At 51.7% G+C, this 26,780-nt stretch carries 29 protein-coding genes; 13 read left to right on the top strand and 16 right to left on the bottom strand.

The genetic code is table 11. The features are described 5' to 3' along the window. Nucleotides 1-11: 11 nt before the first annotated feature. On the bottom strand, nucleotides 12-1,118 hold the full coding sequence (locus FGA82_RS06855; RefSeq protein ID WP_141126500.1) for an alkene reductase: 1,107 nt from the start codon (nucleotides 1,116-1,118) through the stop codon (nucleotides 12-14). A 42-nt stretch (nucleotides 1,119-1,160) separates the two neighbouring features. Continuing rightward, nucleotides 1,161-1,493: a carboxymuconolactone decarboxylase family protein gene (locus FGA82_RS06850; protein WP_053481123.1), complete on the bottom strand. Its 333-nt coding sequence runs from the start codon at nucleotides 1,491-1,493 to the stop codon at nucleotides 1,161-1,163. A 399-nt stretch (nucleotides 1,494-1,892) separates the two neighbouring features. Between FGA82_RS06850 and FGA82_RS06845 the strand changes: the two genes are divergently transcribed. After that, a complete protein-coding gene (locus tag FGA82_RS06845; protein ID WP_141126499.1) occupies nucleotides 1,893-2,711 on the top strand; it encodes an AbiJ-NTD4 domain-containing protein in 819 nt (272 codons plus the stop codon). A gap of 42 nt (nucleotides 2,712-2,753) precedes the next feature. Here the strand turns inward: FGA82_RS06845 and FGA82_RS06840 are convergent, their stop codons facing one another. From FGA82_RS06840 to FGA82_RS06830, 3 genes are all read right to left on the bottom strand, one after another. Continuing rightward, nucleotides 2,754-3,137: a hypothetical protein gene (locus tag FGA82_RS06840; RefSeq protein ID WP_141126498.1), complete on the bottom strand. Its 384-nt coding sequence runs from the start codon at nucleotides 3,135-3,137 to the stop codon at nucleotides 2,754-2,756. Nucleotides 3,138-3,227: 90 nt separating this feature from the next. After that, entirely contained in the window at nucleotides 3,228-3,650 is a 423-nt protein-coding gene (locus FGA82_RS06835) for a hypothetical protein (RefSeq protein ID WP_249384223.1), read from the bottom strand. Nucleotides 3,651-3,716: 66 nt separating this feature from the next. After that, on the bottom strand, nucleotides 3,717-4,109 hold the full coding sequence (locus FGA82_RS06830; protein ID WP_141126496.1) for a DUF6957 family protein: 393 nt from the start codon (nucleotides 4,107-4,109) through the stop codon (nucleotides 3,717-3,719). A 225-nt stretch (nucleotides 4,110-4,334) separates the two neighbouring features. On the opposite strand from FGA82_RS06830, the gene FGA82_RS06825 reads away from it, so the two are divergent. Next, on the top strand, nucleotides 4,335-4,826 hold the full coding sequence (locus tag FGA82_RS06825) for a transcriptional regulator (protein WP_141126495.1): 492 nt from the start codon (nucleotides 4,335-4,337) through the stop codon (nucleotides 4,824-4,826). A gap of 401 nt (nucleotides 4,827-5,227) precedes the next feature. Here FGA82_RS06825 and FGA82_RS06820 read toward each other — a convergent pair whose 3' ends face one another. Beyond that, entirely contained in the window at nucleotides 5,228-5,695 is a 468-nt protein-coding gene (locus tag FGA82_RS06820; RefSeq protein ID WP_141126494.1) for a 3'-5' exoribonuclease, read from the bottom strand. Nucleotides 5,696-6,160: 465 nt separating this feature from the next. Here FGA82_RS06820 and FGA82_RS06810 point away from each other — a divergent pair, with 465 nt between their 5' ends. The 4 genes from FGA82_RS06810 (at nucleotide 6,161) to FGA82_RS06795 (ending at nucleotide 9,599) form a co-directional block, all read left to right on the top strand. Then, nucleotides 6,161-6,493: a hypothetical protein gene (locus FGA82_RS06810; protein ID WP_141126492.1), complete on the top strand. Its 333-nt coding sequence runs from the start codon at nucleotides 6,161-6,163 to the stop codon at nucleotides 6,491-6,493. Between the two features lie 227 nt (nucleotides 6,494-6,720). Beyond that, nucleotides 6,721-7,239: a DMT family transporter gene (locus tag FGA82_RS06805; protein WP_141126491.1), complete on the top strand. Its 519-nt coding sequence runs from the start codon at nucleotides 6,721-6,723 to the stop codon at nucleotides 7,237-7,239. Nucleotides 7,240-7,349: 110 nt separating this feature from the next. After that, nucleotides 7,350-7,874: a GNAT family N-acetyltransferase gene (locus FGA82_RS06800; RefSeq protein WP_249384222.1), complete on the top strand. Its 525-nt coding sequence runs from the start codon at nucleotides 7,350-7,352 to the stop codon at nucleotides 7,872-7,874. A gap of 1,272 nt (nucleotides 7,875-9,146) precedes the next feature. Further along, nucleotides 9,147-9,599, top strand: coding sequence for a DUF6998 domain-containing protein (locus FGA82_RS06795; protein WP_141126490.1), 453 nt, complete (start codon nucleotides 9,147-9,149; stop codon nucleotides 9,597-9,599). An 80-nt stretch (nucleotides 9,600-9,679) separates the two neighbouring features. Here FGA82_RS06795 and FGA82_RS06790 read toward each other — a convergent pair whose 3' ends face one another. Together FGA82_RS06790 and FGA82_RS06785 are read right to left on the bottom strand one after the other, a co-directional pair. Beyond that, the gene (locus tag FGA82_RS06790) at nucleotides 9,680-10,453 is read right to left on the bottom strand and encodes a hypothetical protein (RefSeq protein WP_212760530.1); all 774 of its coding nucleotides are present in this window, start codon (nucleotides 10,451-10,453) and stop codon (nucleotides 9,680-9,682) included. Nucleotides 10,454-10,769: 316 nt separating this feature from the next. Beyond that, nucleotides 10,770-11,276, bottom strand: a complete 507-nt coding sequence (locus FGA82_RS06785; protein WP_141126489.1) for a DMT family transporter — start codon at nucleotides 11,274-11,276, stop codon at nucleotides 10,770-10,772. Nucleotides 11,277-11,524: 248 nt separating this feature from the next. On the opposite strand from FGA82_RS06785, the gene FGA82_RS06780 reads away from it, so the two are divergent. Beyond that, a complete protein-coding gene (locus FGA82_RS06780) occupies nucleotides 11,525-12,433 on the top strand; it encodes a LysR family transcriptional regulator (RefSeq protein WP_141126637.1) in 909 nt (302 codons plus the stop codon). A gap of 237 nt (nucleotides 12,434-12,670) precedes the next feature. Next, a complete protein-coding gene (locus FGA82_RS06775; protein ID WP_141126488.1) occupies nucleotides 12,671-13,579 on the top strand; it encodes an MBL fold metallo-hydrolase in 909 nt (302 codons plus the stop codon). Here the strand turns inward: FGA82_RS06775 and FGA82_RS06770 are convergent. Continuing rightward, nucleotides 13,573-14,463, bottom strand: a complete 891-nt coding sequence (locus FGA82_RS06770) for a LysR substrate-binding domain-containing protein (protein WP_141126487.1) — start codon at nucleotides 14,461-14,463, stop codon at nucleotides 13,573-13,575. The two genes, FGA82_RS06775 and FGA82_RS06770, sit on opposite strands and share 7 nt — an antisense overlap. 279 nt (nucleotides 14,464-14,742) lie before the next feature. Between FGA82_RS06770 and FGA82_RS06765 the strand changes: the two genes are divergently transcribed. Further along, nucleotides 14,743-15,669, top strand: coding sequence for a LysR family transcriptional regulator (locus tag FGA82_RS06765; RefSeq protein WP_141126486.1), 927 nt, complete (start codon nucleotides 14,743-14,745; stop codon nucleotides 15,667-15,669). 7 nt (nucleotides 15,670-15,676) lie between these two features. Here FGA82_RS06765 and FGA82_RS06760 read toward each other — a convergent pair whose 3' ends face one another. Both FGA82_RS06760 and FGA82_RS06755 read right to left on the bottom strand, forming a co-directional pair. Next, a complete protein-coding gene (locus FGA82_RS06760) occupies nucleotides 15,677-16,090 on the bottom strand; it encodes a VOC family protein (RefSeq protein WP_141126485.1) in 414 nt (137 codons plus the stop codon). A gap of 69 nt (nucleotides 16,091-16,159) precedes the next feature. Then, on the bottom strand, nucleotides 16,160-16,948 hold the full coding sequence (locus tag FGA82_RS06755) for a hypothetical protein (protein ID WP_141126484.1): 789 nt from the start codon (nucleotides 16,946-16,948) through the stop codon (nucleotides 16,160-16,162). A 595-nt stretch (nucleotides 16,949-17,543) separates the two neighbouring features. On the opposite strand from FGA82_RS06755, the gene FGA82_RS06740 reads away from it, so the two are divergent. The 3 genes from FGA82_RS06740 (at nucleotide 17,544) to FGA82_RS06730 (ending at nucleotide 19,654) form a co-directional block, all read left to right on the top strand. Continuing rightward, nucleotides 17,544-17,912 carry a hypothetical protein gene (locus FGA82_RS06740; protein WP_141126483.1) on the top strand — a complete coding sequence of 123 codons (369 nt, stop codon included), beginning with the start codon at nucleotides 17,544-17,546 and terminating at the stop codon, nucleotides 17,910-17,912. 61 nt (nucleotides 17,913-17,973) lie between these two features. Beyond that, on the top strand, nucleotides 17,974-19,146 hold the full coding sequence (locus FGA82_RS06735; protein ID WP_141126482.1) for a DUF3800 domain-containing protein: 1,173 nt from the start codon (nucleotides 17,974-17,976) through the stop codon (nucleotides 19,144-19,146). Continuing rightward, the gene (locus FGA82_RS06730) at nucleotides 19,139-19,654 is read left to right on the top strand and encodes a hypothetical protein (RefSeq protein WP_141126481.1); all 516 of its coding nucleotides are present in this window, start codon (nucleotides 19,139-19,141) and stop codon (nucleotides 19,652-19,654) included. Before FGA82_RS06735 ends, FGA82_RS06730 begins: the two co-directional genes overlap by 8 nt. A 206-nt stretch (nucleotides 19,655-19,860) precedes the next feature. On the opposite strand, the gene FGA82_RS06725 is transcribed toward FGA82_RS06730, so the two are convergent. Together FGA82_RS06725 and FGA82_RS06720 are read right to left on the bottom strand one after the other, a co-directional pair. Then, nucleotides 19,861-21,384 (bottom strand): hypothetical protein, encoded by a 1,524-nt coding sequence (locus tag FGA82_RS06725; RefSeq protein ID WP_141126480.1) that lies wholly within the window; start codon nucleotides 21,382-21,384, stop codon nucleotides 19,861-19,863. After that, nucleotides 21,381-22,367 (bottom strand): nucleoid-associated protein, encoded by a 987-nt coding sequence (locus tag FGA82_RS06720; RefSeq protein ID WP_141126479.1) that lies wholly within the window; start codon nucleotides 22,365-22,367, stop codon nucleotides 21,381-21,383. Before FGA82_RS06720 ends, FGA82_RS06725 begins: the two co-directional genes overlap by 4 nt. A 327-nt stretch (nucleotides 22,368-22,694) precedes the next feature. Here FGA82_RS06720 and FGA82_RS06715 point away from each other — a divergent pair, with 327 nt between their 5' ends. Next, nucleotides 22,695-23,324, top strand: a complete 630-nt coding sequence (locus FGA82_RS06715; protein ID WP_141126478.1) for a hypothetical protein — start codon at nucleotides 22,695-22,697, stop codon at nucleotides 23,322-23,324. Between the two features lie 358 nt (nucleotides 23,325-23,682). Here the strand turns inward: FGA82_RS06715 and FGA82_RS06710 are convergent, their stop codons facing one another. The 3 genes from FGA82_RS06710 to FGA82_RS06700 all read right to left on the bottom strand — a co-directional run bounded on the left by FGA82_RS06710 (nucleotide 23,683) and on the right by FGA82_RS06700 (nucleotide 26,583). Then, nucleotides 23,683-24,594: a site-specific integrase gene (locus FGA82_RS06710; RefSeq protein WP_141126477.1), complete on the bottom strand. Its 912-nt coding sequence runs from the start codon at nucleotides 24,592-24,594 to the stop codon at nucleotides 23,683-23,685. Nucleotides 24,595-24,850: 256 nt separating this feature from the next. Then, nucleotides 24,851-25,966, bottom strand: a complete 1,116-nt coding sequence (locus FGA82_RS06705; RefSeq protein ID WP_141126476.1) for a hypothetical protein — start codon at nucleotides 25,964-25,966, stop codon at nucleotides 24,851-24,853. A 68-nt stretch (nucleotides 25,967-26,034) separates the two neighbouring features. Beyond that, complete coding sequence (locus tag FGA82_RS06700) at nucleotides 26,035-26,583, bottom strand: hypothetical protein (RefSeq protein ID WP_141126475.1); 549 nt, start codon at nucleotides 26,581-26,583, stop codon at nucleotides 26,035-26,037. Between the last annotated feature and the right edge of the window lie 197 nt (nucleotides 26,584-26,780).

The raw sequence follows: 26,780 nt of genomic DNA, 5'->3' as shown, positions 1-26,780 counted from the left end.
GTGAAGGAATATCAGGCTTTGGTCGCTGCGTATTCTGGATAGTCGGTGTAGCCCTTATCAATCGAACCACTTACGCCGTAGTAGGTCGCGCGATCACCCTCGGCCAATGGCCAATCGTTCTGCATACGCTTTACCAGATCAGGGTTGGCAATGTAGGCGGTGCCAAAGGCAATCAGATCTAGCTCGCCTTTGGCCAGCTCAGACTCTGCGATCTCTTTGGTGAAGCCGCCCGCAGCCATCAAGGTGCCCTTGTACGCTTCACGGAACGCAGCACCGAAACCTGGTGGCGTTTGCGCGGCCAGGATGGTCGGCTGGTAGTTCAGGTGAACAAATGCCAGCTCTCTTTCGTTGAGAGCAGCCGCCATGCTCATCCAGGTTTCTTCTTCGCCTTCGTACACACCGAAGTCATACAGTCGACCAAATGGAGAGAAGCGCACACCGATCTTCGATCCGCCGATTTCAGCAGCAATCGCATCAATGGTTTCCAGCAGGAAGCGCTGACGGTTGGCAATGGAGCCACCGTACTGATCAGTACGAGTGTTCAGGGCGCTGCTCAGGAATTGGTCGAACAGGAAGCCGTTGGCTGCCATGATTTCGATACCGTCAAAGCCGGCGTCCACGGCCATCCGTGCAGACTTCACGAAGTCAGCGATGACGCGTTTCACTTCTTCAGTTTCCAGCGCACGTGGAGCGCTGGGCTGTACCGGGCCAGCTTTGCCAGGTTCGATCCAGGCATACACCGTAGTGTCCACCGCAGGCACTGTGCCCGAGGAGACCGGCACCATGCCGTGTACCGAGGTGTGGGACATACGCCCTACGTGCCAAAGCTGAGCAAAAATCTTCCCGCCCTTGGCGTGCACCGCTTCCGTCACTTTGCGCCAGCCTGGTAAGTGCACATCTTCGTAAATGCCAGGGGTGTACAGATAGCCGCGAGCCTCATCGGAAATAGGCAGGCCTTCGGTGATCAGCAAGCCGGCAGAAGCTCGTTGTGCGTAGTAAAGCGCGTTGGATTCATTCGGAATGTTGTTCAAGGTTCGGGTGCGAGTCATAGGGGCCATGACAACGCGGTTTTTCAAAGGAGTACCGGCTAGATCGTAAGGAGTGAACAGCTTATTCATGATTAATCTCGACGTCGTTAAGGGTTGAATTCGGCGTTTGAGTTAGGACTTGTCGAACGCGTCGAGTACGTGGGTGCTGTAAACCATCGCAGCCCCGGCGTTCATGTTGATGGCCACACCCAAAGCTTCAGCTACCTCTTCACTGGTTATACCGAGCTTCTTGGCTTCAGCCGCGTGGAAGGCAATGCAACCATCGCAGCGTGTCGTCACGGCCACTGCAAGGGAAATGAGCTCGCGAGTCTTGGCGTCCAGATGGTTGGTTTTCCCACCGGCGGCGCCGAGTGCGGCCATGCCCTTCATTGTTTCCGGCGACAGGCCGTTGAGCTCTACCAAACGAGTATTGATGTCTTTGCGGGTTTGCTTCCAATCTTGCATGGGATTCTCACAGGGATGGCGTTGGTTGCACGAATTTAAAATCTGCAACAAAGCTACCATCCAGTTGGTAGGCTTTCAACGGCCCTTTGTTGATTTTTAATATCAATGCAATCGAATGAACAGTTTCTTGCTCGCAAATTTCGGAAGGTTTTCCAGCGTTGACTCTGAATCAATAAGTGAGCCTTCCCAAAAGCTCTCAGGTTTTCGGATGTGGCATAAAGCTCGCGATCCACGCAGAAAATGACGATCAGCTTTGGGAAAGCAGGTTGGCGTCCAGCGCTAGGATGGGCCATCTCGTAAGCGTGCCGGCTCCTCTGCTGCTATGAGAGCCTGAGCAATAGACACGGATCCGGAAAAACTTTAGCTTGATCAAACATGGATCAACGGAGCGGAAACGGGATGAAAGACTCTTTTTCCAAGCGCAACGGATTTCATAGCACCCAAGAGAGTGAAATCACCATCAGGGAGGATGCGCCAGAGGAGCTACGAGGGTATTTGGTTCAACTGGCCTACGAGTGCGGATTCAAGCCCTCAGGCCTGCGGGCCATTCTTTGTAAAGCCCTAAAAAAACAGCCTGACCCGAATAACTGGAGCGAATTTCCCAACGTTGACTGGGAGGTGAACAATCTTCTCCAAGAATGTAAGTGGTACAAAGTTTATGACGTAATCGAACGCATCCAGGCCGACTTGGGTCAGCACAACTACAACCCGGATACGTACGAACATTTTCACACCGAGTTGAATGACTATTTCGTAGAGAATGGCATTGGTTGGAAGCTTGCAGATGGCCTGGTCGAAATTCGTGGCCCGGAGTCATTCGAAGTCATCGTAAAGAATGCTAGGGAGACAGAGAGCGAATACGGTCATGTGACAGCGGGTAAGGAGCTGCACGAAGCAATAGGTGATCTCTCCCGTCGCCCCTCTCCTGATCCAACAGGTGCCATCCAACATGCTATGGCATCATTAGAGTGTGTTGCCCGAGAAATCACTGGTGATGTCAAAGCGAATTTGGGTGACATTCTCAAACGACACAACACCATCATTCCTCCCCCACTGGATCAGGCTGTAGCAAAAGCTTGGGGTTACGCATCTGAAAATGGTCGGCACATACGCGAAGGGCGAGAGCCTTCCTTCTATGAGGCTGAGTTGATAGTTGGCCTATGTGCCTCTCTCGGTAATTACCTCATTAAAAGTACGCAGGCGGACGAGCCAGATTGAGCGGAGGATGGTGATTTCCATTCATGCTAATGGGCGCGACTGTCACTGCAACACTCGCGGAGTGAAATGGTACTGACCCTGTGAAATACGTAGAAAATCTCGCAGGCTCGCACGCCCATTGCCGCGCTGAAACGTCGCGAGCACGTATCGTGAGTCCACTGTGGTCAGCACCCAAAATCGTCCCTCGCGCTCCGCTTTGATGACGTCAGAAGTCCGAATCAGGTGACCGTCGCCGAACCGTCCATATTGGTCTTTACGGTTGTGACCAAACACGACACCTAATCCAGCACGAGCCTTTATGGATACCCCGCAGAGATAGGCTGTTATCGGTTTGTCGAAGCATTGCGCCTGTGCTTTTAGGATTCGTGCAAGATCAAAATCTGTGTGTCGTTTTCCATGAAAATTTACATCCACAGTGTTCGGCATATTTGCGCTCCTTTCGCAGCCAGTATGGCGTTACCAGGAAAACCACACGCAACCATCTGTGCTGGTATCGTGCAGGAATCCTGGTAAATCTCAGGCTGTACGAATCATGTTTGCGTGATAGATCGGACGAAGGTTGCTCAGCACATCAGTGGTGAAGCCAGGTTGGTGAGAGCTGTGGTACTTGGAGCCGGTCTCCACTTCCAACAAAGACACAACGCATTCGTTCTCGTCTTCGCCAAGCGTCACCTTGGTTAGAGTCTCCATTCGCCAGCCTCCCGTTCCGTTCATATAGGCGGGAGTGACTACTTGCACCTCTGTGATGATCGTCTCCGAGTCCTGGGCAATCAGCAGTTGCTGAAGCCGTGGTTCGCTGTCGATCATCAGAACCGCCTCTGAAGTTCTGTCCTCGTACATGGCTTGGACAGTTACGTGATACCAGTGATTACGAAGCACTTTGGATACCTGTTGCCATTGGTATTGACCCTCACCGAACATGCCCGGTAGGCCCAGCATGTCGGCGTCGTGTGTTCTAAACATCGTATGTCCTTGGCCTGAAGGGGCTCCGATATAGAGCGCAGGTTAGAAGAGGGAGAAAACGTCTTTCAGGCTTGCGAGCTGTTCATGACCAGGGCCAATCAATACGTAAACAGAGTTTCTGGTCTCGAACGCAACACCGTCGTGGAGACCGGTGCACATGCTTGAACGAACCCAATCGCCGCGTTCGAAACGGCCTTGGCTGTCCTCGGCCACGTTGTGAGCAAACAGAATCATCGGGAGTTGGCCCGCTGCCTGGCATTTGAAGAGTTCGTCGCGGGTAACTTCAATACGAAATATTGTCCAGTCGCGAACTAGGCAGTAAGGCTTTTTAGGAAATCGTTCGACTGCTAAAGCTCGAGCCTCGGAAGTACCCGTCAGGCCCTCGAGGGGCGTTCTAGGCCCTTTCATAAAATCGGGCTCTTGGACGCTAGCCATAAGGTTCACCTCAATTAATAACCCGGAAATTGACAATTCAATCCCGTTAGTCTGCGCTCGCCCCTCGTGGGAACCTCTCCGCACGCCAGCTGTGTGGGGCTGGAGACGTCAATCAGATCAAGGGAAGCCAGCCTGAAAGCGCCGAGCGCACCATAATGAGGATGATAGTCCGTGTTATGGTGCTTCGCAATATGGCCTCATCCTCGATTTGCTTGGGGAAATGTCATGGAGGCCGCAGAAGCCCTAGCTGTAGTGGTACGAGCACTGCGTAGAAGAAAGGGTTTTACGCAGGAAAACCTGATCACGATTGACCGTTCCTACTGGGGCCGGATAGAGCGTGGCGAGGTGAACATCACGATTGATGTGCTCATTCGTCTTGCAGCGATAATGGAAGTTGAGCCGGCCTCGCTGATTCTCATGGCGACATCCCTGCAATCTAATGAGCCATTCGGGGAGGGCCTTAAACGCATTTCCAAACAGCTGAACAGAATTAAAAAAGAAAGCGTTGATCAGGAAATGGAGTCAATGGCACGAGACGGAAAGCCGGCGCCTGGTCGACCCGTCCGATCCGATGCTGCGCAAAAGGCGGCTGAAGCGGATCGCCTCCGCAGTGCCGGAGTTGCGGTGTCCGAAATCGCAGAGAGACTGGATCTGTCGAGATCGACTGTCCGCAGATATCTGAAAACAATCACGTCCGAGCAAACGGATTCCGAATGATTTTCCAGTGTCCAGCTCCCGGCTAAAAATGTCACAGGAAGGACTGCTGTGGAGGACTGCGGTAGCTACGTTGTACTGGGCTCGCCATGAGCCTAACGACTCAGATAATTAACTGCCGTCTTGAAGACTAACGCAACGGACGCTCCGAATGATGTGCAAGGCTAATGTACCCAATACGGCACATTAACCATCATTTTTGGGCTCAATGGCCCTATCCGGGCACATTAAGCTGAGCGAATAATGACGACGGCCTCTGCTGCATGCGCGGATAAGAAAGCGGAAATAACCTTCCGTGTTGTCCCCACAAATAACTCGGCGACTTGCTCGGTCGTGTGCGCTTTCCATTTCATATTTCACTCCACTCGATTGCCCCATACATACTAATGATTGACTGCCCTTTCTCAGGGTAACTCTCTCCTTGGATTGCTCTTGGTGAACATGCTAGCGATGATACGGGCGTCAAGGAGAGCGTGATGCGGAAGCGGATCCCCGTCACTTGAGGCATCTAAAGTGGTTGCGTCCGTGGGGTAGTTCCGAACATTCCCTGGCCATTTGCCGTCGTCATATGCGAGTTCGCAGAAAAGCTCCCAGTCGAACTGTGGAGCGTCTGTGACAATTTCCAGGACTTCGTCGAACGACGCGAGGAAATCGAGCAGTGCAGCTCTCGCCCCAATAATGGGTTGTGCATTGCCACCGCCCCAGAGCTGCGGAAGAACGATCTGTACGATGAAGTCGCTGCAGTCGTCTACTCGCCATGTGTCGAGCAATTCCACGTAGAATTCGCGTCCATTCTCAGCTACCAGTGCGAGTGATATCAGCTTCGCTGTGGCTGAGAGCTGGGTAAACTCGCAATCAAGAAAGAGCCTCATTTGCCGGAACTCCGTAATGACTAGGGCTCGCCTGGATATGGTGCAGGAAGGTCAGCTGTGGGAAATGGCCCTCGAGCATCTTGGTTCAGACGGGCTCCTCCAAGCGGTCATGGAAATGTGGAGCCGCGCCGCCCCTCCGCCCAGACCATTGGTTGAACACCTGTCCACCAATGAGGTGAGTCAGGACGTCTTGAGCATACTGAAAATTGCCCAGCAGCGGGTAGGTGCTATCGTGCCAGGCCGAACGCCGGATCCAGGCACAGTCACGCTATACGCTCGTCACGCTAGCAACTTAGTTGATGGGCTCATTACACTGCTGCCAAAGGCGCAGCTTTCGCGAGCCCTGCGAGGCTCTTGTATTGAAATCGAATTGGGGATTTGACGTCCCCGCAGGCTCCCCGAACACCGGTCAGCAACAATCCTATTAGAACTTGCCCAGCGAAATGCGTCCCTTTGAGATGTTCTATGAACTCTGAATTAACTGAAGAAGAAATGCGCCGTGCTCTATTCGGTACGCCTCAGCCCGAAGAGCAGTTGCCTGCTCCTCAAGTACAGGAGCATGTGCCCGAAGTAGTGCCTACAAAGCCAGCAGCTCCCCTAGTCAAGAAGAAAGCGGCAAAAGCTTTTACGCCTAGACTGAAGGTCATTCTCAGGGTTGGAAACGAATTTGAGGGGAAAATGACCGAGTTGATTCACGAGGTTGATACGTTGAGCTCGTTGCTTGCTGAGCAAGAGGCCGTGAAAGCCGCTAGGAAGAAGTACAAGTATGTGGACGTTGTCTCGGTAAAGTCGATGTAGATAGCTGCCCCCAGTGGCTATCTTGCAGTTCGTAGGCTTCGATGGAGCCGAACGGATGTGCAAGTGATTTGACTCTTAAGCAGCTGCATGGAGGGTTAGCGGCGCTAAGGTCTTCTCGGTCATCATCCATGCGACGAATAACCTTTGTGCGTATAAACGATTTCTATATATATTTAAGATGACGAAGAATATGCGAATCATCCATCGGTTCCAGACGGAGATTCGTTATGTTCAGCAAAACCGTACTTTTATCAGTTCTTCCGTTGGCGATGGCAGTAATGGCAGGAGCTCTTATTCCTGTCCAAGCAGCAAGCGGTGGCACTCTGGGCCGGGTGCTTGGCAATCCCCTGTGGGGTGCCGCTGTCGCGCTGTTCATCGGCTTTTTTGCATTATTAATTGTTGCGTTCGCTTTGCGGTTACCCCTTCCCTCTATGTCAAACGCCCTCCAAGGCCCATGGTGGATGTGGATCGGAGGCATAACTGGGGCGATTTACGTCGCGACCTCACTGGCGCTTCTGCCAAAAATCGGTGCTGCGGGTTTCATCGTGTGTGTCATCGCCGGGCAGATGATCGCAGCAATGCTTCTCGACCACTTTGGATTACTGGGATTGACCGTCAAGCCTATCAACATGGGACGCGCCATCGGCGTCGGGATCATGTTTGTCGGGTTGCTGGTTGCTCAGTTCACCGGTACAAACCTGTCACCAGTAGAAAAGAAGCCGCAAAGTGAAGTCACCAGTCGGTGATGCCGACAGCTCGGCTCCTTGGTCATATCTACTCCAAAGACTATCGACGCTTGTGCGCCCGCCTACCAGTCAGAGCGCTCGAGCATAACGGCCTGTCACCAGAATAAAGAATGCACCTTCTAACAACTCATTTTTTATACATGAAAATGGAGAAAGAATTGCAAATAAAGACAGCTGTTGAAGCTGATGCCGACGAGCTTGAAAGAATATATGCATTATCTCTCGATTCGAATGCGCCTTACTTTCCTGATGATATGGAAGAGGAAGATGGCGATGATGAGAGAGAGCTTTCATTCGAGTCCGCAATAGCGCTCCCGGACAAAACTGTCTTGACCCTATGGAAGGATGACCTCCTGATTGGAGGGGCTTTAATTTCTTTAGATACTTATAACGCAAACATAATTGAACGACTGTTTATCCTTCCTGATGAACAGGGGAAAGGCTATGGCTACCGCGCATGGGTAGAAATTGAAAGGAGCTTTCCGTGCGAAGGAGGCTGGAAGCTGAAAACTCCGACATGCCTCATTAACAACGTGTGTTTTTACGTAAATAAATGTGGATTTTCAATTATTCGCGTTGAAGACATGGGCAGAGATGGTGTTGGAATGTATGTCTTCGCCAAAGCAGCAAGCTAAATTCCTCGGTGGCTAAAGATGCACACACACATGCACTTCCCGTTCGTTAGATGCTTCCAGGGCGTCATAAGCCTCAAGTACAGCACCTCATAGGAAGACACAGTTTGGCTTCGTAGGAGGAAACGTGAACAATTACTGTAATCCGAAATCCGCCGATGGCTCAGCTCTACTCGGGAGTGATCTGGTTCCTCTGGTGACGATATACCTAGGGCACTTTCACGCAGAGTGGAGCGAGAAAGTTCGGGTAGTCGTGCCAAGTTCGGCGTGTGAAATCAAAGCTCAACATGACGGTGTTTTAACCTCACATAAGGGGGTGTACACCACATGGCTCCGATTCGAGATCGCAAACGGATTAAGTCGCCTATCCGCTCATCCTGGTTTTCATTTTGACGTGCAGGAAGAGGGGTGTTACGTAGTAGATGTCGCTCGACCACCCTGTACTTCTTGGACATTACCCGCCATGAGAGTGGGTGGAAAGGACGCCCAAGCCGGGAAAAACTTGGATTGGGTTGATCAGGTCGATTTTCCGGTCGAGGTAACGACTGAGGGGAAGCCATCGCCCATCAGTCCCTCGGGCCACCTGTTCCGGTTTGTGACCTCTTTAAACTCCCCCCGTGATGACGGCGGTGAGGGCAAAATCTTGGTCTTTTATGAGCCCGAGCAAAAAATGTCTCTGCTGGTTTATCAGTGGCAGCCTTGGCGGTCAGCAATTCCCAATATCTGTTGTGGTGCATAACACAATCCCTCCGGCGCGTTTCTGAAAGCGCTCGTTAACTATTAGAGCGCCAGATTGGCGTTTTCAGTTCCCACCCGGTTGAATCATTGCTCCCTTCCGATCAACCGGGTTTTTTGTGCATGCTCCGAATCGAGCTCTATGAGGCTTCTCCGCGAGTACGCATTGGGAATTCAGTCTTAATGTGCTTCGTGTGCGTAAGCGCATGGGTAACCACCTATTTACATTCGAATTGACCTGCACACTCGCTGGCCTTGAGTGGGATATCGACCCATAGCAGTCAACTTCGGGCCAGAAGCGGACATTTATGCACAGCGTAAGCAGACCGCAAACATCTGATGGGCAGGCTGGCAATGAATTCGTGATCGCTGCGCAGAGCTTGACCCATCTTGCATCTTCATATCGCGGTTTTAGCGCTGGTATCAATTGGCCTAGGCGGCTGCTCATCAAAGTTATGCGATAAAATTAGCGAAATTATTTCGCCACATAGATCATCTACTTATGGCTGGACTGTTATGACAAGTGATCAAGAATCTGCCTTGGCAGCGTTCTTCGAGGCCGTCGATAGGCTAGAAAAAGTCGGCATCATCCGATCCTCGAGATTTTTGGGAGACATTGGCGAGTTCCTCTGCGCTGATGCCTTCGGAACAGTGCTTGCTGAACAACTGCGGCTACCAGGGCATGACGGTGTGCATGACGAAAAGCGAGTGCAGATCAAATTCAACAACTCGCCAACGGGCAACAACATCAATGTGGGTAACCCCGATAATTATGACGAGTTGGTCGTTGTGATTGGGCCTCGCAGCAAGCTTCGGGAGAGCCAGCACGAACCGGGGGAATTCCGCTTTTACCGGTTTTCGAGTACCGAGGTGGCACCGTGGAAAACGGGGAGGAACAATTTCTACTGCGCCAAGGAACGGATCGCTAACTGCAGAAATAAGCACGTTGTCTTAGATGGCGAAAATCTAGAGAAAGCCTCAGGGGACAGATAGGATGGTGAGGCAGAGGAGCTTTTTGGGCAGCTACGAAAAAGCCTCCGTCCTTTCGGTACGGAGGCTTTTGGAGGAGCCCGTTAGATCTTGTCGAACAGGGACGGCATGTTTCCGGTGAAGTCTACCCATGGGTTGGTATTCAGCAACTCTGCATGGGGCGCTGTAGGTTCGTCGTAGCGAACTACGAACTCTTCAGGGCCGTGTGCGTATGCCACGATCAGACCTTGCTTCGGATCCATGTAGCCGGCGTGTATACCCATGCCTGGGTAGCTCAGGCGGATCGCAGTTTCTTCACTGGCTGGGCCAACGGTGAGCCGTATCACGACGCCGTCAGGGAGGACGAACATCCACGTGAATGGGCCACCCGATACGACGGTCATCACTTCATCGATGCCTTGACCGTTCTCGGCCATGTTCACGTGAAAGCGACCGAAAGTCTCCAGAACGTTAGCGCGATAATCTTCAGGGATGGCCAACATGTCGTACACCTTGGGGTAAGGAGCAACGCCAGGTTGACGAGTGCCGAGCAGGCCTCCACGCGGGGTTTCCGGGACGCGACCTGCCAGTTCGATCTGCTCAAGCAGCTCTGCACGGTTCAGGCTGAAATGCTTGATCAGTTCTTCTTGCTCAGCCTCGGTAACAGGGCGAGATTTCGATGCTTCTAGAATTGGCTTGGCAGCATCGGGAATGCTGACGGTGCTCGCACGAACTCCGACGCTCCGAAGAATAGCATTAACTTCTTCGAGGCCTACGGCATTAGGACGACCATCACTGAATTGCAACTTTACGATATTCATAAGAGATACTCCAATAAAACGATTTAGATTGAAATGTAGTGATGAACTTTCGTTCATGTGCACATCCTGCTGACGTGATAAAACATAAACGTCTATGCAAGTTCTGAGTGTTAATTTTTATAAAATTTAGATATCAGGCTTCTGTAAAAAGAGGCTGAATTATTGAAGCTAAAATCAGCCTAAGCAGAGCGTCGTGGAATCCATCTATAACGGTGCGGAAATTTGGTCAGCGTTTCAGCTGCTTTGAGATCGCTTAAGTCCGATTATCTTTGCCATGATGATCAAAATTCCGCCTGCGCCTCCCTCCCGTTAACCTCAGGTCGACTTCCAGTGAGGCTCTTGAAGTGTCCACTCGCATCGAACTGAGAAGGGCTTACTTAGCGACTTCAATCGATGGTTTATCTGTGGGTGTTGATCCAGCGCTCTGTACTAAGAAAACGCCGCCGAAGATCAGAATCACTCCTGCAAGTTTGGCGAAGTTGATCGGCTTCGGGCTCAAGCCCATCAGGCCAAAGTGGTCAACCAATACTGAGGCGGTGATTTGGCCAGCCACTACAAGCAGAAGGAAGCCACCAGCCCCAAGTTTCGGGGTGAGTGCCGACGCCCCCACCACGTAGATTGCCCCTAGCACCCCGCCGATCCATAGCCACCAGGAACCTTGCAACGCTTTGCTGATGTCCGGCGCAGGCACTCGCATTACGAGAACTGCTGCGATGACAACTATCGCGCTGACAATCAGGGAGGTCAGAGCGCCCCAAAGAGGACTGCCCAGGGCCCGGCCCACTGCGGCATTACTAGCCGCTTGAAAGGGAAGAACTACGCCAGCCAGGAATGCCATGCTGACAGGGATCAGAGCGAGAATTGCAGTTTTGCCAATCACTTTTGCGCCCTCTGTATTCAGTTGGTGTACAGATAATCCTCCATCCGTTTTTCTAATGGAAATCGATTAATCATACGTCCAATATTCGCCGTACGAATTATCGGTCAAAGACCACACCTAGTTGCCTTGAGGTTGTCGAATTCGAAAATTGACCTGATCGCGTGCCCCAGCTCCGATCTAGGCCTCCACTCAAAGAGCCAGGTAGGTTTGCTAAGCTGGGTCGAGTAGAAATCGAGAAGTAATTGATGCTGGAAGAGCTACGTAAAATTGACCTCAATCTGCTGATGACCCTGCATGCTCTGCTCTTGGAGCGACATGTCACTCGGGCATCGGTGCGCCTGCACAAGAGCCAGCCTGCTGTTAGCCATGCCTTGGCCCAACTTCGTGCTCACTTTGACGACCAGCTTCTTATCAGAAGGGATGGGCAGCTCGTTCTTACGGCTCGTGCGCAATGTCTGCTTATTCCTTTAGAGCAGGCGCTTCAAAATCTAAATGGTCTACTGGGAGCTTCGCAGTTCGATCCTGGTAAGTCTCATGCCCGATTCCGTCTCTCTCTCTCGGACTACGCTACTCGGCGCGTGCTGCCAGGGTTGGTTCGACATCTGCGTGAAGTAGCACCTGGTATCGACCTGGCTGTCAGCCAAGCCACGCGAGAGATGATGCTAGCTCAGCTCGCAGATGGTGAGCTGGATGTCGCGTTCGGCATATTCCCCGAGTATCCCGAAGGCATTCATGTCCAGGAGTTGTTTCCCGAACACTTCGTGAGCCTCGCTGATGTGTCCTTTCTGCCTGAAAATGGCTGCCTGAGCCTCGATGAATGGTTGGAGCGGCCTCATGTCATGTTGGCAATGAGGCCTGACGCCAACGACGAGATTGAGAAAGCACTCACGGCTATAGGTGTCCGCCGTCGGATAGCTGTCGCACTTCCTCACTGGAGCGCGGCCATTGAGCTAATCGCCGGCACCGATCTGATTCTGACTGTGGCGAGCTGGGCAGTCGGCGATCTCAACAAACACCCTACCCTCAGAACCTTCGAGGCTCCCTTCGCACTGCCAACCCTCTCGTATCAGCAAGCCTGGCACGTTCGAAAGGAAGCAGATCCGGCCAACAGCTGGCTACGAAGCGTGATCTTCGCCTGCAGCCAAGTTACCCGATGATGATCAGTTACACCGCTAAACCGCTACACCGCTACATCGAGTTGATTGGTGATCGGCGTCCCGATATCACAGAGCTTACCAATCAGCGGTGGCCGAGCGTCTTCTTGATGCTTTAGCTGTACTGAAGTTTTTGATCTTAAAAAAGTGGATTGATGTCAGGCACGACAGACGGTGAGATGAACCTCGCAGATCACGTTCTGCCCCCCCTCGATAACTAGAAGAAGAGGTTCGCGCCAAATGCGCAAGTTCATTAATGCCCTAACGCTGGCATCCATTACGATTTTCTCCGCTCCATTCGTTGCCCATGCAGAAGAGGTGACCAAGACAGCTGGGCCAGCCTTCGTAGTGCACAAGCTGACTGATTTCCTCTACGCCATCGGCGAGCCTACCTACTACCAAAAAAACTTCTCCTATCTGCTCGTGGGAGAGAAACAGGCTCTGATGTTCGATTCAGGTGCAAACCAAAGGGAGGACATCACGGAAGTAGCGAAGAAAATCACCGATAAGCCACTATCAGTTCTGCCATCGCACCTGCACTTTGATCATCTGGGCGGCCTGCATAATTTCCAGAGCGTGTACTTGGTCGATACCCCCTTCACTAGCAAGTTCAAAGGGAAGGATGGCCTTTACCACGTACCGGAGCCGGTATACCTGGGCAATTTCGACCACATGGTAGTACCGCCCTTCAAGGTCTCGCGCTTGGTGAAGCCACAGGAGATTATCGACTTGGGTGGCCTTAGGGTTCGCTTGCTGAGCGTCCCTGGGCACACCAAAGACGAAGTGGCTTTGTACGATGAGGCACATGACATCCTGCTGGCCGGTGATCACCTCTATCCATCATGGCTCTTGGCAGGAAACCTGAAGGACTATGTGTCATCCCTCGATGCCACTCTGAAGGTCATCAATCCCAATACTGCAATCTACGGCGCCCATGCTGATGAAGACCCATCGAGAGTACCGGCCATGACCTATGCCGAAGTTGTGGTCATCCGCGACAAGATGCTGCAGATCCAGGCAGGACGGGCCAAGGGGGAGTCTTTCAGCGACCCAGAGCTCATCAAGAGCTCCAAGCTGTACAAGGTGGAGAAGGACATTAGCATCCTGACTAACATCCGTTTCACAGATGGTCGCGGGTACGGTTACTGATCAGAGCGGCCCACCGTATCCAATAACCAGTCGATGAACGCCCGCAACTCCGGGCGTTCACGTGCGCTTTCGGAGCAAACGACGTAGTAGTTGTGTAGCGCTGGCACAGAGACTGGCAAAGGGCAGACCAAACGACCTTCATCTAGATCTCGGGCAGATACTGTTTCATCACTCAGCGCTACACCGAAACCTTCTCGCGCAGCCTGAAGCACCATGCCGAAGTCTTCAAAGTGGATATTGTCAAAATCACCACGTGCGCCCCCCGTCTCAGCAAGCCATTGCTGCCACTGGCTACCGTCATCCTCATGTAGCAACCGATGCTTCACTAGATCCCCGACTTCGTGAATGGCAAGAGCTCCCCGCAAATGCTGAGGACTGCATACGGGAATCATGCGTATGCCGTGCAGCAGGCGCCACCAGTAGCCTGGCCATGGAGGTGTGCCATAAATAACCGCAACATCTGCACGACGCCAGTCCACCAGCGCCATGTTCGGAGCCGTAATCACGGTCACCCTGACCGCCTCGGACTCTGCCATGAAACGCAGTATGGGCGAGACCAGCCATTCGGTTCCTTCGGACGGCGGAGTGGACAATGTGATTTCAACGAGCTCCTGCTCATTGCCAATTCGAACTTCACTCACAGCGTCATTGATCTCGCGCATCGCGTTAGCGATACGCATGTGCAGTCGGCGACCGCTGGGTGTGAGAGCCAATTGTCGGCCCTGCTTGGAGAAGAGCTCCACGCATAGACTGGACTGCAGGGCTTTGAGTTGTTGGCTAACTGCACCCGTTGTGACGTGCAGCTCTAAAGCCGCGCCGGCAAGGCTGCCTAACCTGGCCACGCTTTCAAATACCTTGAAGCTGTGTAGCGGGGGAAGCGCCATATCGACTCCATCGTCGTTTCATGCTTAACGTTTGAAACAGGAGCTATCAATAACAGCCAAATCATCTCGCTGGCATCGCACCTGGCGCTATACCGCTTTGACCTGGCACTCGGACAATCAGCAATCTTTTTAACTGAATTCGAACCCATAGGGAGGCTTACCAGCGCTAGGATGGAAGCTAATGGCAAGTAGACCAGTCAGGCAGAGGAGTTGATATTCACGCTACCATTTGGCCTGAGACTTAGAAACTTTATCAAATATGCTCCAGTGGAACCTTCTATGGATGAACTCCGGCGAATCGATCTTAACCTCCTGCTGACTTTGCATGCATTGCTGACAGAGCGTCATGTAACCCGAGCGTCAGTGCGCTTGCACAAGAGTCAACCAGCAGTGAGTCATTCCCTCGCCCAACTGCGCGTACATTTCAACGATCAGCTGCTGATTAGGCGAGATGGCTACATGGCGCTGACAGCCAAAGCTCAAGCTCTTATGGGCCCACTGGAATCGGCGCTGATCGGGCTCAACAGTTTGCTTTCGGAGGCTGACTTTGATCCTGCAACAGCGAGAACCAGACTGCGGCTATCGCTCTCAGATTACGCCGCGAAAACAGTGTTCCCCTCCGTTGTTCGGCGAGTCAGGGCTGAAGCACCAGGTATCGAGCTGGCCGTCAGCCAAGCAAGCCGCGAGACAATGCATTCTCAACTGGCCGATGGTGAATTAGACCTGGCTCTGGGTATTTTTCCGGAGGCACCGAAAGACATCATGGTCGAAGACCTATTTCCCGATCAGTTCGTTAGCGTTGCCGATAAAGCTGCCTTACCGTCAAAGGGGACGATGTCGCTTGAGGAGTGGTTGCAGCGACCGCATGTGATGCTTGCGTTGCGGCCTGATGCAAACGATGAGATTGAAAGAACACTCAGTGGCATGGGGCTACGCAGAAATATTGTGCTGGCCCTCCCTCACTGGACGGCGGCGGTGGAGTTGATCGAGGGGACTGATCTCATGCTCACGATTGCTGCAAAGGCTCTCGGAAACATGAAGCGATTTCCCGACCTACGATGCTTTGAGCCGCCCATAGCGTTGCCGAAAATCGCGTACCAGCAAGCCTGGCACTTGAGAAAGGACGGTGACCCTGCGTTGAGGTGGCTTCGAAAGTGTTTTGTTGATGCCTATTATCCAGGCGTGGTTGATGACGCGACTCATTGAGCCAGCGTCAACCTTCAACCGGGCCTTTAAGTTCTACCAGGTTGCCATCGGGATCAAAGCAGTAGATTGATGGGCCATTACCTTCGGCGCCGTATCGTGTCACTGCCTTGTCTGCTTGGATACCGTGGCCGTGTAGGTGAGAGAGAATGTCGGCCTCGTTAAACGGTGTGATCCGCAGGCAGAAATGATCGACATTACGATGTTGCGGATCTGCGGGCCCGCCAGCCTGTTGGCCAAGGGGGCCGGCAACGTCCACGAGGTCGATCATTGAGGATCCAGCACGTAGGTGGATCATGCCCAAATCGTCACGACGCTTTTTCACTTCGCAACCGAGGGTCTCGATGTAGAAGGTCAAACTGCGATCCATGTCTTGAACGCGCAAGACGACGTGATCCAGATGCTTCAACTCGAAAGGAATCATTTTTTTCTCCTCAACCAAGTAAGGGCCAGGCTGGCCCTTACGGATCATTGATCTGCTGATATCGGACGATTACTGAGCTTTATCCAGTGCTTTAGGCATTTCGCCTTTGAAATCCATCCAAGGATTTGTACCTAGCAGATTCGCGTGAGGTACGTCAGCCTTGTAGCGCATGGTGAATTCTTTCGGGCCATGGCCGTAAGCTACGATCAAACCCTGCTCCGGATCCATGATGCCGGCATGCATGCCCAGGCCGTGGTAGCTCACACGAACTGCCTTATCACCCAGCTTCAGTTTTTCAATTTGGAAGCGAACGGTCGAACCATCCTTCGTGGTGAATGCCCAGCGGAAAGGGCCACCGGAGACGGCAGTCATAACCTCGTCAACGTCGGTTCCGTCGTCGGCGGAGTTGACGTGCAGACGGGCATATTTCTCCAGGACGGCCTTATGAGTCGGCTTGTCCAACGCCTTCATGTCGTACACCTTAGGGTAAGGGCCGGTTCCCGTTTCCTCGGTGTACACACCACCGTCAGTGACAGCTGGCTTGCGGCCTGCCATTTTCACGTAGTCGAGCAACTGCGGGATGGTGAGGCTGAAGTCTTTAATCAAGCTGCGCTTTTCCTCTTCGGTCAGCGCACGCTCGTAAGAGGCGGCCAGAATCGGAGTAGCTGATTTAGGCACGTCTACAGTCACGACGTGTACGCCGAGATCTTTCAGCGCTGCGTTTACTTTATCTACGCCGACGACGTCTGGGCGGCCATCACTAAACTTCAAGGAGACGACGTCACTTGCCATGGCGCCTGCGGAAGCGGTAAGCGAAGCGGCGAGTGCGGCAGAAGCCAGAATATCTTTACCTTTCATGTTTAAACCCTCTGACGATGATTAGCTTGGTTCGTCATCAGGTTCGCGTAATGGCTGAAGCTTGTGAAATCGTTAATAGTCACGAGCCAAATTCGCCGAGCGAATAATGCCCCGCTGTACCCTGCGCTCAAAATAATTGGGTGGTTAAAAGCGACAACGACACCATCAAATGCGAGGCAGACATCGTGCGCAAGAGCCTGGCGGTGAAGAGCGGTACATCTGCAGCCGACTAAAGACGGCGATGGATTTAACGAAGCCCAATGCCGGGTGCTTCGCCCAAAAAACAGCGTAGTGATCGAAAAGACTGCCCCCGAGCTTGCCGGAACCCTACGCCTAGAGTCAGCCTTCACAAAAATCCTGGCTTGGCATGAGCAAACTTAGCGTGACCCAGGTCATCGCTGGATGCGTTCGCTAATTGTTGAAACTCTTAGGACACTCAATTGAAGCGAACGTGATGGACGAAGGCAGCCCAACTGGGAACGGTCACAGCTCCGTTGCGGGTATAAAATCCACAGCTTCCAGGTGCTTCGACATGCTGATGGCTTTTGGCCTCGATGCCAGCTAGATTTGGAGCTTTCTACGATCAAGGAAGGATATGAAAAAGCTCATCGCAGTCATGGGGATGTGTGTCGCACTCGGCGGTTGCGCTACGTCTCACTACACCGCAGGCCGAGACTTTCCGTCGGCAAGCGTAACGAGCATCACCAAAGGCAAAACCACCACTTCTGAGTTGAAATCTCTATTCGGTGAGCCCTACGCCAAGAGTGCTGTCAGCGAGACTGACGAAAAGTGGATCTACACTTACACCAATGGCTCAGCCCATGCTCAAAGCTACGTGGTCACCATGAAGGTGACGACTACAGGCACTCAGAAAACTCTCGATGTCTTGATCCGAAATGACGTAGTCATCAACTACACGTTCAGCGACGGCCCCGCTCCAGGTACTACCACTGCGACGAACTGAGTTCGCCACCTTGCCATTGGGCGACCCACCGCGCTCAGTACGTTGTTGATGGAGCAAGCTCATGGACAGAACATATGCCTTCGTGGATGAGTCTGGGAATTCCGACCTTGATACGTCAAAGGGAGGAAGCTCGGGCTTCTTCATCGTGTGCTCTATTCTGGTGGCAGAGAAAGACCTGGAAGCTGCTTATGCCCAAGCTGAAGCACTCCGCATGCGTCACTTTCAAACAGGTGAGATCAAATCCAGCAATCTAAAGCCGAAGGATTCAGATCGCCGTGCCCGAATCCTCAACGAGCTAGCTGAGCTGCCTTTCAAGCTCTATTTCACCGTCGTTGATAAGTCCCGAATTCACAAAGACGGCGGCCTCCGTATCAAAACCTCGTTCATAAAATACGTGAACGGGTTGCTCTATGAACGTTTGTTCCGCGCATACCCTGACCTCCAGATGATCGTAGACGAGCATGGTGGCCAGGAATTTCAGGAGAGCCTCAAAAGCTACGTTGCAGAACGATTCGTGGACGACCTATTTGGCGATAAGGATGCCTTCCAGACGATGGCCAGTAAGGACAACGTTTTGGTTCAGGTTGCAGATTTTTTTGCTGGCTCAGTCGCTCAGATCTACGAAGAGAAAGCATCGGAAGAAGCAGTTCTTGCCTACAAAAAGATACTACGCAGCCTGACTCTTGGAATGCTTGAGTGGCCATCCAAGTACCAGTCTCTTCTGCCGCCGCCGACGAATGAGTCTGGGTATGCAGACTACCAGGTACACCAGGAAGCTCTCCGCCAGGCAGACCGTTTCAGCGAGCGGGTTGGTGAGCATCCTGATGAGGATGAGCGCCTGCAATTGAGTATCCTGCGGTTCTTAAGATTTCAAAGCGAATTCGTCACCAAGGATTACGTGCTGACTACGGAGATCATGGCCCATCTAAAAGATAGCGGATTGGGTGAGGTCAACGGCCAGCGAATTCGATCCAGTGGCATTGCCAAGCTTCGGGATGCGGACGTCATCATCACAAGCGCGGCCAAAGGCTACAAGATCCCTCAAACACGGGCAGACATTAACGAGTTTCTTGAAAGAGCTTCAGGCATTGTTGTTCCTCTACTGGAACGGGTGAAAAAGGCTAGAGAGGTATATCGGCTGAGTAGTCGAGGAGAATATGACATCGTGACGGCAGCCAACCTGGCTGAGCTTGCCAAGCTGCTCACTGCGCTCGAGGCGTTTGCAGATGACTGAACTCGGTCATGGCAACGAACCTCAGCAGGCTGCATTGATCCAGGATGAAATCCTAGAGATCTTGAAAGAAGCCAAGGTGCTTGCGCGTAGATTCTATCGCTTGACCGGCAAGCCGCTGGGCGTGACAGGCGAGGTCGCAGAGTACGAAGCTGCTACTCGACTCGGCCTGTTACTACATCCTGCAAGGCAGGCAGGTTACGACGCAACAGAGACGCTGGAAGATGGCGTCGCGAGAATCCAGATCAAGGGGCGCTGTATCCTGAACCAGCAAAAGATTACGGGCCGTATGGGCGCAATTGATCTACGACAACCCTTCGATACTGTGCTCTTGGTGCTGCTTGATTCTGAGTTCAACGCATTTGCAATGTACGAAGCGAGTCGTGCCAAGGTAGAGGTAGCATTGACCTTGCCTGGCTCGAAAGCCAGAAATGAACGGGGAGCACTGGCGATTAGGCAATTCATGTCGATAGCTGCGTTGCGCTGGGCTCGCCATGAGCCTAGCGACTAAGAGTATTAACCGCCGTCTGGACGCCGAGTGCTGCGGATATGTCCCGTGTGACGAGCCAGGCTAATGTCCCTTATACGGCACATTAACCACCATTTTTAGGCTTAATGACCCTGTTTGGGTACATTACGCTGAGCAAAGGAATGCGGACAATGATGACTATAGCCCCCTACCTAACCCAGCCTATCTTCTGATTTGGAAGCAAGTCCCTAATGGTTCCTGGCATAGCTGCTAAATATCCGCGCAGGAATACTGCACCATAAAGATTCAACCGTAGCTGTATTTATGGTTTTATTAAAAAAGCCGGCGATGTAGTTCCAAGCGCAGAAAAAATAATAATCGATGTGGTTCGCTACAAAAGTAGGTGCCGCAAGCGATAGGAAGTAGTGGGCAATGGCTACGTATAGACAGAAACACACAGTCCAAGCGAGCCAGTAAACGGTGCGTCCGGACGATATAGGTTTTTCAACCAAGCGCTTCCAGTCATCGGCAGACATGAAGTTATAGATCTTCCTCCGCCATCCTTCTCTACTGCTGTCAGCAAGACTGTTAAACCTCAAGGTTGATAGAGTGTTGATAACTATGCTTAACATGAGAAGTGCAGAGACACCGAGATACAGAATCGTGGTAGCTGTATCGGCCACGCCTGTAGTAGCTATCGGAGTCTTGAGAGCTAAAACAACACCCGCCACCGCGAAATCACGCCAGAGAGCTGATATTAAATCCCTTGTCGCAGTTTGTGTCTTATTAACCTCCTCCTGCAAACCTTTGCGCAGATCCCCCAGGCTTTTGACAGCCTCCTTGCTCTGATCCTGGAGATGAAAGGAGAACGCTTCCTTGGCCCCCGAGAGGCTATTTTTTAGGATTGGAGTTGAGCCAGAGGGCCACGTCGTCCCACTGTTCCAGTTGATAGCAATGTGGTTGTTGAAAAGTTGGAATTTCGTTTCACACTCCCTAGGGGTGGAGTAGATCCACTGACAGGTGTCGTGAAGCGTTTCAAAATTGATATCAGCCCAGTTAATAGCCTGGTCTATAGCTATGGGGAGTGAGCGCCCGCCTCGGAATACCACATGAGTCTCATCACCTTCCTTGCGAATCTCGGCAGGCAAGCAGAAGGAAAGCCTTTCCACCGCCACGCGTTTCCAGGATGTAAAAGGTTCGCTTTCAGTAATTGGCTCAGCAGTAAGCAGCCAGGGTTCAAGCGACGGTGGGGTGAGGGAATGGGTAAGATCCCGTACCATTTTCCAAGGCTTTTCAGGATGTTGAGTGACGGTCGGTAAATTTTTATCTCCACCCATTTCTTTCACTAAAAACTGATGAGTGGAAAATTCAAAGGTTTCACTTGCAACCCACACGCACATTTTTTTCTTTGAGTTCTGTGCTGAAAATTGGTTTGTCCTCAACCAGTTTTCGAAACCTTTTAAAGTTAGGAAATAACACCAACCATCATCCGTTGGCTTTTCCAAGATGACTGTTAGTCTGTCATTTTTCACATCCTCCAAATCGAAATTCTTGATCTCGATGCTGTCGGAAACTTCCCCAAAAAGCTCTATCTTTCCGATGCCCATAGAGCAAACACGCTGGGCAAGATCTTTCAATTCTCGAACAAACCCGGAAGATGTAACGCTCACTTCATCAATTCGAAAAATATGCGTAGTTTCAACCTGCGCAGAACCACCCGACGCCGTAAGTCGCTCAAAGAAGTTGCGAAGTTCCAGCGCTAGCTGTTTCATGATTCACGCAAGCGACTTGTACGAATAGTAATAACAGTTTCATCCTTTCCATTTTCAATAGTTAAGCTTCCCTTTGCCCGCGCAGGCATATTGATGGTTATGCCTTCGCTTGTTACGTATTTCTTTGCCTCGTTGGTAGGTAGCTCTTCCTCATCATAGGAGAACACTTCTCCAGTCAAATTTAGGCTTTCCAATTCTTTGTCGAAGGTCGCCCGAATTTCATCTTGGCCATTGATGCCAAAAAAATCTATGAAGAATCCGTCGACTTCAAAGTCTTTACGCTTTTTCGCAATCTCAACGACTTTCTCAGCGACCTTCGATGTGATAGCCGGCGGCAGATCACCCAGGTGTGTCCTTACAGTTTTTTTGATTGCCTTAACCAAATCTACCGTCATTTCCTTTGAGTTCCGGAGGCGCTCTACTCCCAGGAATTCTTTGAAGAAGTCACTAATTCCTGAGCGGCTCATTTTATCGATGATCACCACTTCTGCGTCTATGGAATCCAAATCAATAAGAGCTGATTTCTGCAGCGCTTTCGGTGATTCCGTAAAGTTATTGGTAACTGCCTGAAGTATTGCCTGGGCGCCCTTGGTTTCAAATGTCACAACTTTCTCAGAGTCATACTTGATTAAAGAATAAAACTTTTTAGCGCCTGTAACTAAACCGATTACAATCAGCACGCCTGACTTCATCCGTTTATCGCCAAGGCGATGAAATTGCCGTGCCAGGCTCTTGGAGATATCGACGAAATTCGACTCGCCCTTTTCCCAACTATTCAGTTTGGCCTTTACTTGAGATATTTCAGCGAAAGAGAATTTATTGCCCTTGAGGGTTTCTTTGATGCGGTCAATGAAGAACGGCTCGAAGGTGCTTAAGGGGGTGTCGTCAAAAAGTATCGGATCATCGGCTCGATGATGCACAACGTGAAAAATGAAATTCTCGATTTTCAGCGCTTCGATTTCTTTATCAGTAAGAGTGGCCAAGTTGAATCCTCATCCTTGCTGGTGGCGACATGACATTAAGCATTGATCTAAGCACCTTTCCAGCGTTATGCCAGCGCCCTGCACCGGGCATAGCATCAGATAGCTGTATGAATGTACACCCCCAAGGAAGGATTGGCTTCCGTATTCCCCATCCGGAGTTACTTGTCCGATGGAAGGCTCACAGGCAAGCGTCTTCAAGTGGAAATCATCGCCGAACACTCGGATTGCATTTTTTTAGATTCGCAATGTGCTTTTATAAAAAAGCATTAATTGATTTTATTTTATTGCCGTGGGATGCTTCTCCGCATCTGACAGGAGATCCATCCCATGAACGACATTATTTCGCTCATCGAAAACGCCGCGAAGACGAAGAATGACCTGGCGTCCGCATCTATCCGCATGCCCAAGGAGCTCTACTCCTTCATCGAAGGTTTGGCTGATCAGCTCGATCTGAGTCGCCAGGAGACAATGCTGAAACTGCTCGAGAAGGGGGTTGAAGCCGCCAAGACTGCTCTGAAGCTTGATGACAAAGAGCAGGCGGCGGTAGACATTGAGTTACTCGAACCATCGAGCTTCCACCTTCTGAATACGAACAAGCGTCACTCATTGGAAGACCATGACCGTATGCTCAGCGAGGGAAGCGCAGCAGCTTTTTATGCCCCTTGGAAGTACAACATCGACCGTATACAGAAAGGTGATGTGGTGTTCTTGTACGAAAATGGCAAGGGGATCGTCGCCTTCGGAAAAGGTACTGGCGAAACTGAAAAACGTGAGCATCACGGCTATCTCGAAGAGTGCCATTTTCAGCGTTTAATGGATTTCACCATCTTGGAAAAGCCGATTTCAGCTGCGGACATCAAGAAAGCGGTGCAAAAGAACGTCGTCTTTTTGCGCACTATGTCTCCTATGCCAGATGGCCAGTTGCTGCTGAATCTGATCCAGAAACGCTCCGCGTGATGTTAACTGGGGCCTAGTATAAAACACTGTGCCTAGTCCCCGATTGACGCGGCGTCAGTATATAGAGCCTCTAGCGCGGAACTACGCAGGTGAGGCCTGCGTCGATAATCGTCGAGATAACGTCGAACGTTGTGGTCAAGAATGCAAGCGGAGCGCGCCGGCCCATGACGGGCCAAAGGCCTGAGGATGGACGCCCGGAGGGCCCAACCTTGGCGAAGCCAAGATTGGATTCACGACAGCCGTACCCTGACAGGGGGCTGGCCAAAAGCGGGGATACTCAAGATCGCATCGACGTAAGGGGCGGGAGAAGCGTCAATGGCTTCACAACTCAAGATCTCTACCATTTCCGATTATGGGCCTAGTGAACAGTGTTACTGGTTGTCGGTAATCCGACTGCGTATGCCAATGACGTATTCGCTGAGTAGTGCCCCATCCTCTCACTCATTTTGCGCATCAAGTCGGCATAACCATCATTGGTGCTACGGATGCCACGGGGCGTGAGTAGACTCACGTCGATATTCGCTTTGCGAGCCCACGAGAAACAGATCCTTCTCAGCGCGTCAGACGATAGTGGACGTCCAGGGGCATTGGCGACACTGAAAATATACTCTCCGTCCGACAACTTCGAGGTCTTGATGTACTGCTCGAACACCGACCTGTGCCTATCGGGAATTGCATCGATTACATTCTTGGTATCACGGCTCTTAACGCTATACACCGCAACACCGTGCTTCATTTTCGCCGATAGTAGCTCGCTTGCCCGCAGCGCACCCAGCATGCATGCGAACAGAGCCCGATCCCTCAAGCTGCCAGATGCAGCAAGGATCTTTTCCAGGGTCTGAATGTGTTCTTTGATCAATCCGTTCTGAGCCCCGCTAACCAGTTTAGGTAACAGGCTGTGACCAGCATCGTGAGAAACCTGCACTCGTTTGAAGGCTACAAGGTTTGTCAGAGGAAGATCGGTTAAGAGCTGTTCCAACTCCCCTTGATCTACAGACAGCAATGCTTCCGGCTCCAGGGTAGCTTTGATGACAGAACCAATTGCCTGCCTGACATCGGCTTCTGGCGGCACAGGTTCCCCAGGTTGGCAGACCTTTGAGGTTTCGCTGAGATCGTAAAAGCTCTTGTAGCCCAGTCCCTGCGCGAGAGCTTTTTGAGCATCTGCCAGCGAGATTGGTGTTGAGCCACACCATTGCGCTTGCAAATGCTTAGACAGGCTTTTGAAGCCACGATTACGGATCATGTCTTGTGGATAGACTGGGACGCGCATAGCAATTCTCCGGTGCCAGGGTGTCGGCTGCCCGCTGACTATCGTCGAAATGCGTGCGATAAAGAGGGTGTTGCAACCTGTGGCATTTGAGCCTTCACGAGCCGACCGTTTGATCCAGGGAGATCATTTGCGGCAAAGCTATCATCTTGGCTTCGCGAGTGTCTAGGATCAGGTGAGTTGGGGGGAAGGTCATGCAGTGGTGTGGCCGTGTGCATACCCCTCGCCCTATGCTCATTGCAGCAGGTATGTCTTGACGTCAGCTGGCGCCCCTGAGAGCCTCGTGCCCCTCTCGGACTACTGATGCTACGGCATCAATCGATGCTTTAAGGCTTTCAGCCTCATCAATTAACCCAAGCTCTATAAGGGCCTCTCGTACAACAGATACGCGAACAAGTATTTCTGACAGCATGTTATTATAAAGCTGTATCTGCAGCTTAAAGAACTTTAGTTTTTTAGTTTCGTATTGCTCAGCATAGTAGTTCTGCATTGTGGCGAAGCGCTGGAAGATGCTTGTCTCTTTGGATAGTTCGGCGTCGATGAATTCGTCTTGATCTTCGATCTGGGAAAGTAGATTCATGAATAGTTCGACTTTGTAGCGGTAGGGATTCTGGCGCGACTCAATGGTGTAGAACTCTAAATACCCGCTGCTCTCCACGTAGCTGGATATTTGAATGTCATATTCAGGGTGTGCTAAAAGAAAACCATCCACTTCATGCTGAGATTGAATATCCCATTTCCCATTTAGTTCTTTCTGCTGGCTGACTAACTCTCTTACTTTATTAAGCCAGTCATAAAGCCTGCGAAGATTTTCTTGGGCCGGATCATCGCTTTCTGCAAATTTAATCTCCACCTCGCTAGCAGGCCTGACAACCCCTTTAACCGGCTCGAACGCTTTACATAGCGCCAATTGTTTGGGCGTGCAGAATGCAGGATTTCTCAAGTTCATCAAATCAAATTCACCATGCTCATAAGATTTCGCAACCAACCTTGAGCAGAACTGTTGCTTTGAATCTTGATGTCTTAACAGCGTCCTCAGCCTGATGGTAATCGCTTCATTGAGGGCGTAGAGGCTTCCAACTTTTGACTGGGCATAGGAGCAAATTGCGCGAACCTCAAGCTCAGATAGCGGGCGTTTCGCACGTAAAACCAGTACATCCGTAGGTCTGCCGAATATCAGGCGTTGGGGATTTTTTGAGAAAACGCCAGCCATCGTAGCTTCGATAGTAGTGTCTCCGACATAAATGGCAGCATGTGAATATCTGCTTATCGTGGCTGCCCTTACTGAGAGACTTACCCCGCCCTTGTCGCCTGTAAGGATGATGTCAGCAGGCTCAAGCAGTGAGCGTTCAAGTATGTATTTTCGAGCAGGCATCAAAAAATCCTTTTAATCCACATGTGGTGAAAACATTGGCCAATCATATCGGTCTGGACTGCCGTGCCTCATCGATGTCTTGACCTGAAATGGCCAATGACATAGTGCGACCTGACGTTCACTGGCCCATTTCGCGTATAGCGAATATGTCCGTGCCGGGTGTGGCCACTTACATATTCTCCGAGCCAGGCAGGGAGGAAGGACATGGCCAGGGTATGATGCCTGTAGAGGTCTGGGTCAGCCTGTAAAAGGTATTGCTCGAAGTCGTCGATGTTCCTGTACGCCTGAGCGAGCTTGCTGTTCCGGTAGAGAAATATCCGCCAGAGCCAGCCGGGAGCCGTGCCGGTTGCCTTAACGTTAGCTAGGAAGGGCGCTTCAGCCAAAGACGCTTTGAAGCCTTCAGTCCAGACGAGGATAAGCAGCAAGGCCACCCCGATGATGGTAATGAAGGCCTTGTCGTAGAGGAGCGAATAGATAGTTGCCGGCGAAGCCCAGTCCCACACGATCCAGCCGAACAGAAAGGTGGGCAGGAAGAAGAGCGGCATCAGGAACAGTCCGATTGCCAGGCTAATCCAAGCGCCAATGATCTCTAGCAGCTTCGACCAAACGTTCGGCATGTGTGTCCTCCCTGGAACTTGGCTGATCAGGTGTATCTCGATGGTAGCTCAGCGGCTGATGCGCAGGAAACGGGCGTCGCGTGTGGAGGCGCAGGAGAAGAACAAATCGCCAGGAGGAGGCAGGAGATGGGGGGAGAGGACGAGGTTATGTATCGCCCAGAAACGAAAACCCCGGCTCAAGGCCGGGGCGGGTTTTT

Origin of the sequence: Pseudomonas fluorescens (genome assembly GCF_005938625.1) — a bacterium.
GTDB lineage: Bacteria > Pseudomonadota > Gammaproteobacteria > Pseudomonadales > Pseudomonadaceae > Aquipseudomonas > Aquipseudomonas fluorescens_BD.
Note: the sequence above shows the minus strand (reverse complement) of the source record. Positions and strands in the feature narration are given on the sequence as shown.

Bases quoted from the DNA above. Each gene is read 5' to 3' on its own strand.
- FGA82_RS06855 (WP_141126500.1), bottom strand. From the start codon at position 1,118: ATGAATAAGCTGTTCACTCCTTACGATCTAGCCGGTACTCCTTTGAAA.
- FGA82_RS06850 (WP_053481123.1), bottom strand. From the start codon at position 1,493: ATGCAAGATTGGAAGCAAACCCGCAAAGACATCAATACTCGTTTGGTA.
- FGA82_RS06845 (WP_141126499.1), top strand. From the start codon at position 1,893: ATGAAAGACTCTTTTTCCAAGCGCAACGGATTTCATAGCACCCAAGAG.
- FGA82_RS06840 (WP_141126498.1), bottom strand. From the start codon at position 3,137: ATGCCGAACACTGTGGATGTAAATTTTCATGGAAAACGACACACAGAT.
- FGA82_RS06835 (WP_249384223.1), bottom strand. From the start codon at position 3,650: ATGCTGGGCCTACCGGGCATGTTCGGTGAGGGTCAATACCAATGGCAA.
- FGA82_RS06830 (WP_141126496.1), bottom strand. From the start codon at position 4,109: ATGGCTAGCGTCCAAGAGCCCGATTTTATGAAAGGGCCTAGAACGCCC.
- FGA82_RS06825 (WP_141126495.1), top strand. From the start codon at position 4,335: ATGGAGGCCGCAGAAGCCCTAGCTGTAGTGGTACGAGCACTGCGTAGA.
- FGA82_RS06820 (WP_141126494.1), bottom strand. From the start codon at position 5,695: ATGAGGCTCTTTCTTGATTGCGAGTTTACCCAGCTCTCAGCCACAGCG.
- FGA82_RS06810 (WP_141126492.1), top strand. From the start codon at position 6,161: ATGAACTCTGAATTAACTGAAGAAGAAATGCGCCGTGCTCTATTCGGT.
- FGA82_RS06805 (WP_141126491.1), top strand. From the start codon at position 6,721: ATGTTCAGCAAAACCGTACTTTTATCAGTTCTTCCGTTGGCGATGGCA.
- FGA82_RS06800 (WP_249384222.1), top strand. From the start codon at position 7,350: ATGCACCTTCTAACAACTCATTTTTTATACATGAAAATGGAGAAAGAA.
- FGA82_RS06790 (WP_212760530.1), bottom strand. From the start codon at position 10,453: ATGAACGAAAGTTCATCACTACATTTCAATCTAAATCGTTTTATTGGA.
- FGA82_RS06775 (WP_141126488.1), top strand. From the start codon at position 12,671: ATGCGCAAGTTCATTAATGCCCTAACGCTGGCATCCATTACGATTTTC.
- FGA82_RS06770 (WP_141126487.1), bottom strand. From the start codon at position 14,463: ATGGCGCTTCCCCCGCTACACAGCTTCAAGGTATTTGAAAGCGTGGCC.
- FGA82_RS06765 (WP_141126486.1), top strand. From the start codon at position 14,743: ATGGATGAACTCCGGCGAATCGATCTTAACCTCCTGCTGACTTTGCAT.
- FGA82_RS06760 (WP_141126485.1), bottom strand. From the start codon at position 16,090: ATGATTCCTTTCGAGTTGAAGCATCTGGATCACGTCGTCTTGCGCGTT.
- FGA82_RS06755 (WP_141126484.1), bottom strand. From the start codon at position 16,948: ATGAAAGGTAAAGATATTCTGGCTTCTGCCGCACTCGCCGCTTCGCTT.
- FGA82_RS06740 (WP_141126483.1), top strand. From the start codon at position 17,544: ATGAAAAAGCTCATCGCAGTCATGGGGATGTGTGTCGCACTCGGCGGT.
- FGA82_RS06735 (WP_141126482.1), top strand. From the start codon at position 17,974: ATGGACAGAACATATGCCTTCGTGGATGAGTCTGGGAATTCCGACCTT.
- FGA82_RS06730 (WP_141126481.1), top strand. From the start codon at position 19,139: ATGACTGAACTCGGTCATGGCAACGAACCTCAGCAGGCTGCATTGATC.
- FGA82_RS06725 (WP_141126480.1), bottom strand. From the start codon at position 21,384: ATGAAACAGCTAGCGCTGGAACTTCGCAACTTCTTTGAGCGACTTACG.
- FGA82_RS06715 (WP_141126478.1), top strand. From the start codon at position 22,695: ATGAACGACATTATTTCGCTCATCGAAAACGCCGCGAAGACGAAGAAT.
- FGA82_RS06710 (WP_141126477.1), bottom strand. From the start codon at position 24,594: ATGCGCGTCCCAGTCTATCCACAAGACATGATCCGTAATCGTGGCTTC.
- FGA82_RS06705 (WP_141126476.1), bottom strand. From the start codon at position 25,966: ATGCCTGCTCGAAAATACATACTTGAACGCTCACTGCTTGAGCCTGCT.
- FGA82_RS06700 (WP_141126475.1), bottom strand. From the start codon at position 26,583: ATGCCGAACGTTTGGTCGAAGCTGCTAGAGATCATTGGCGCTTGGATT.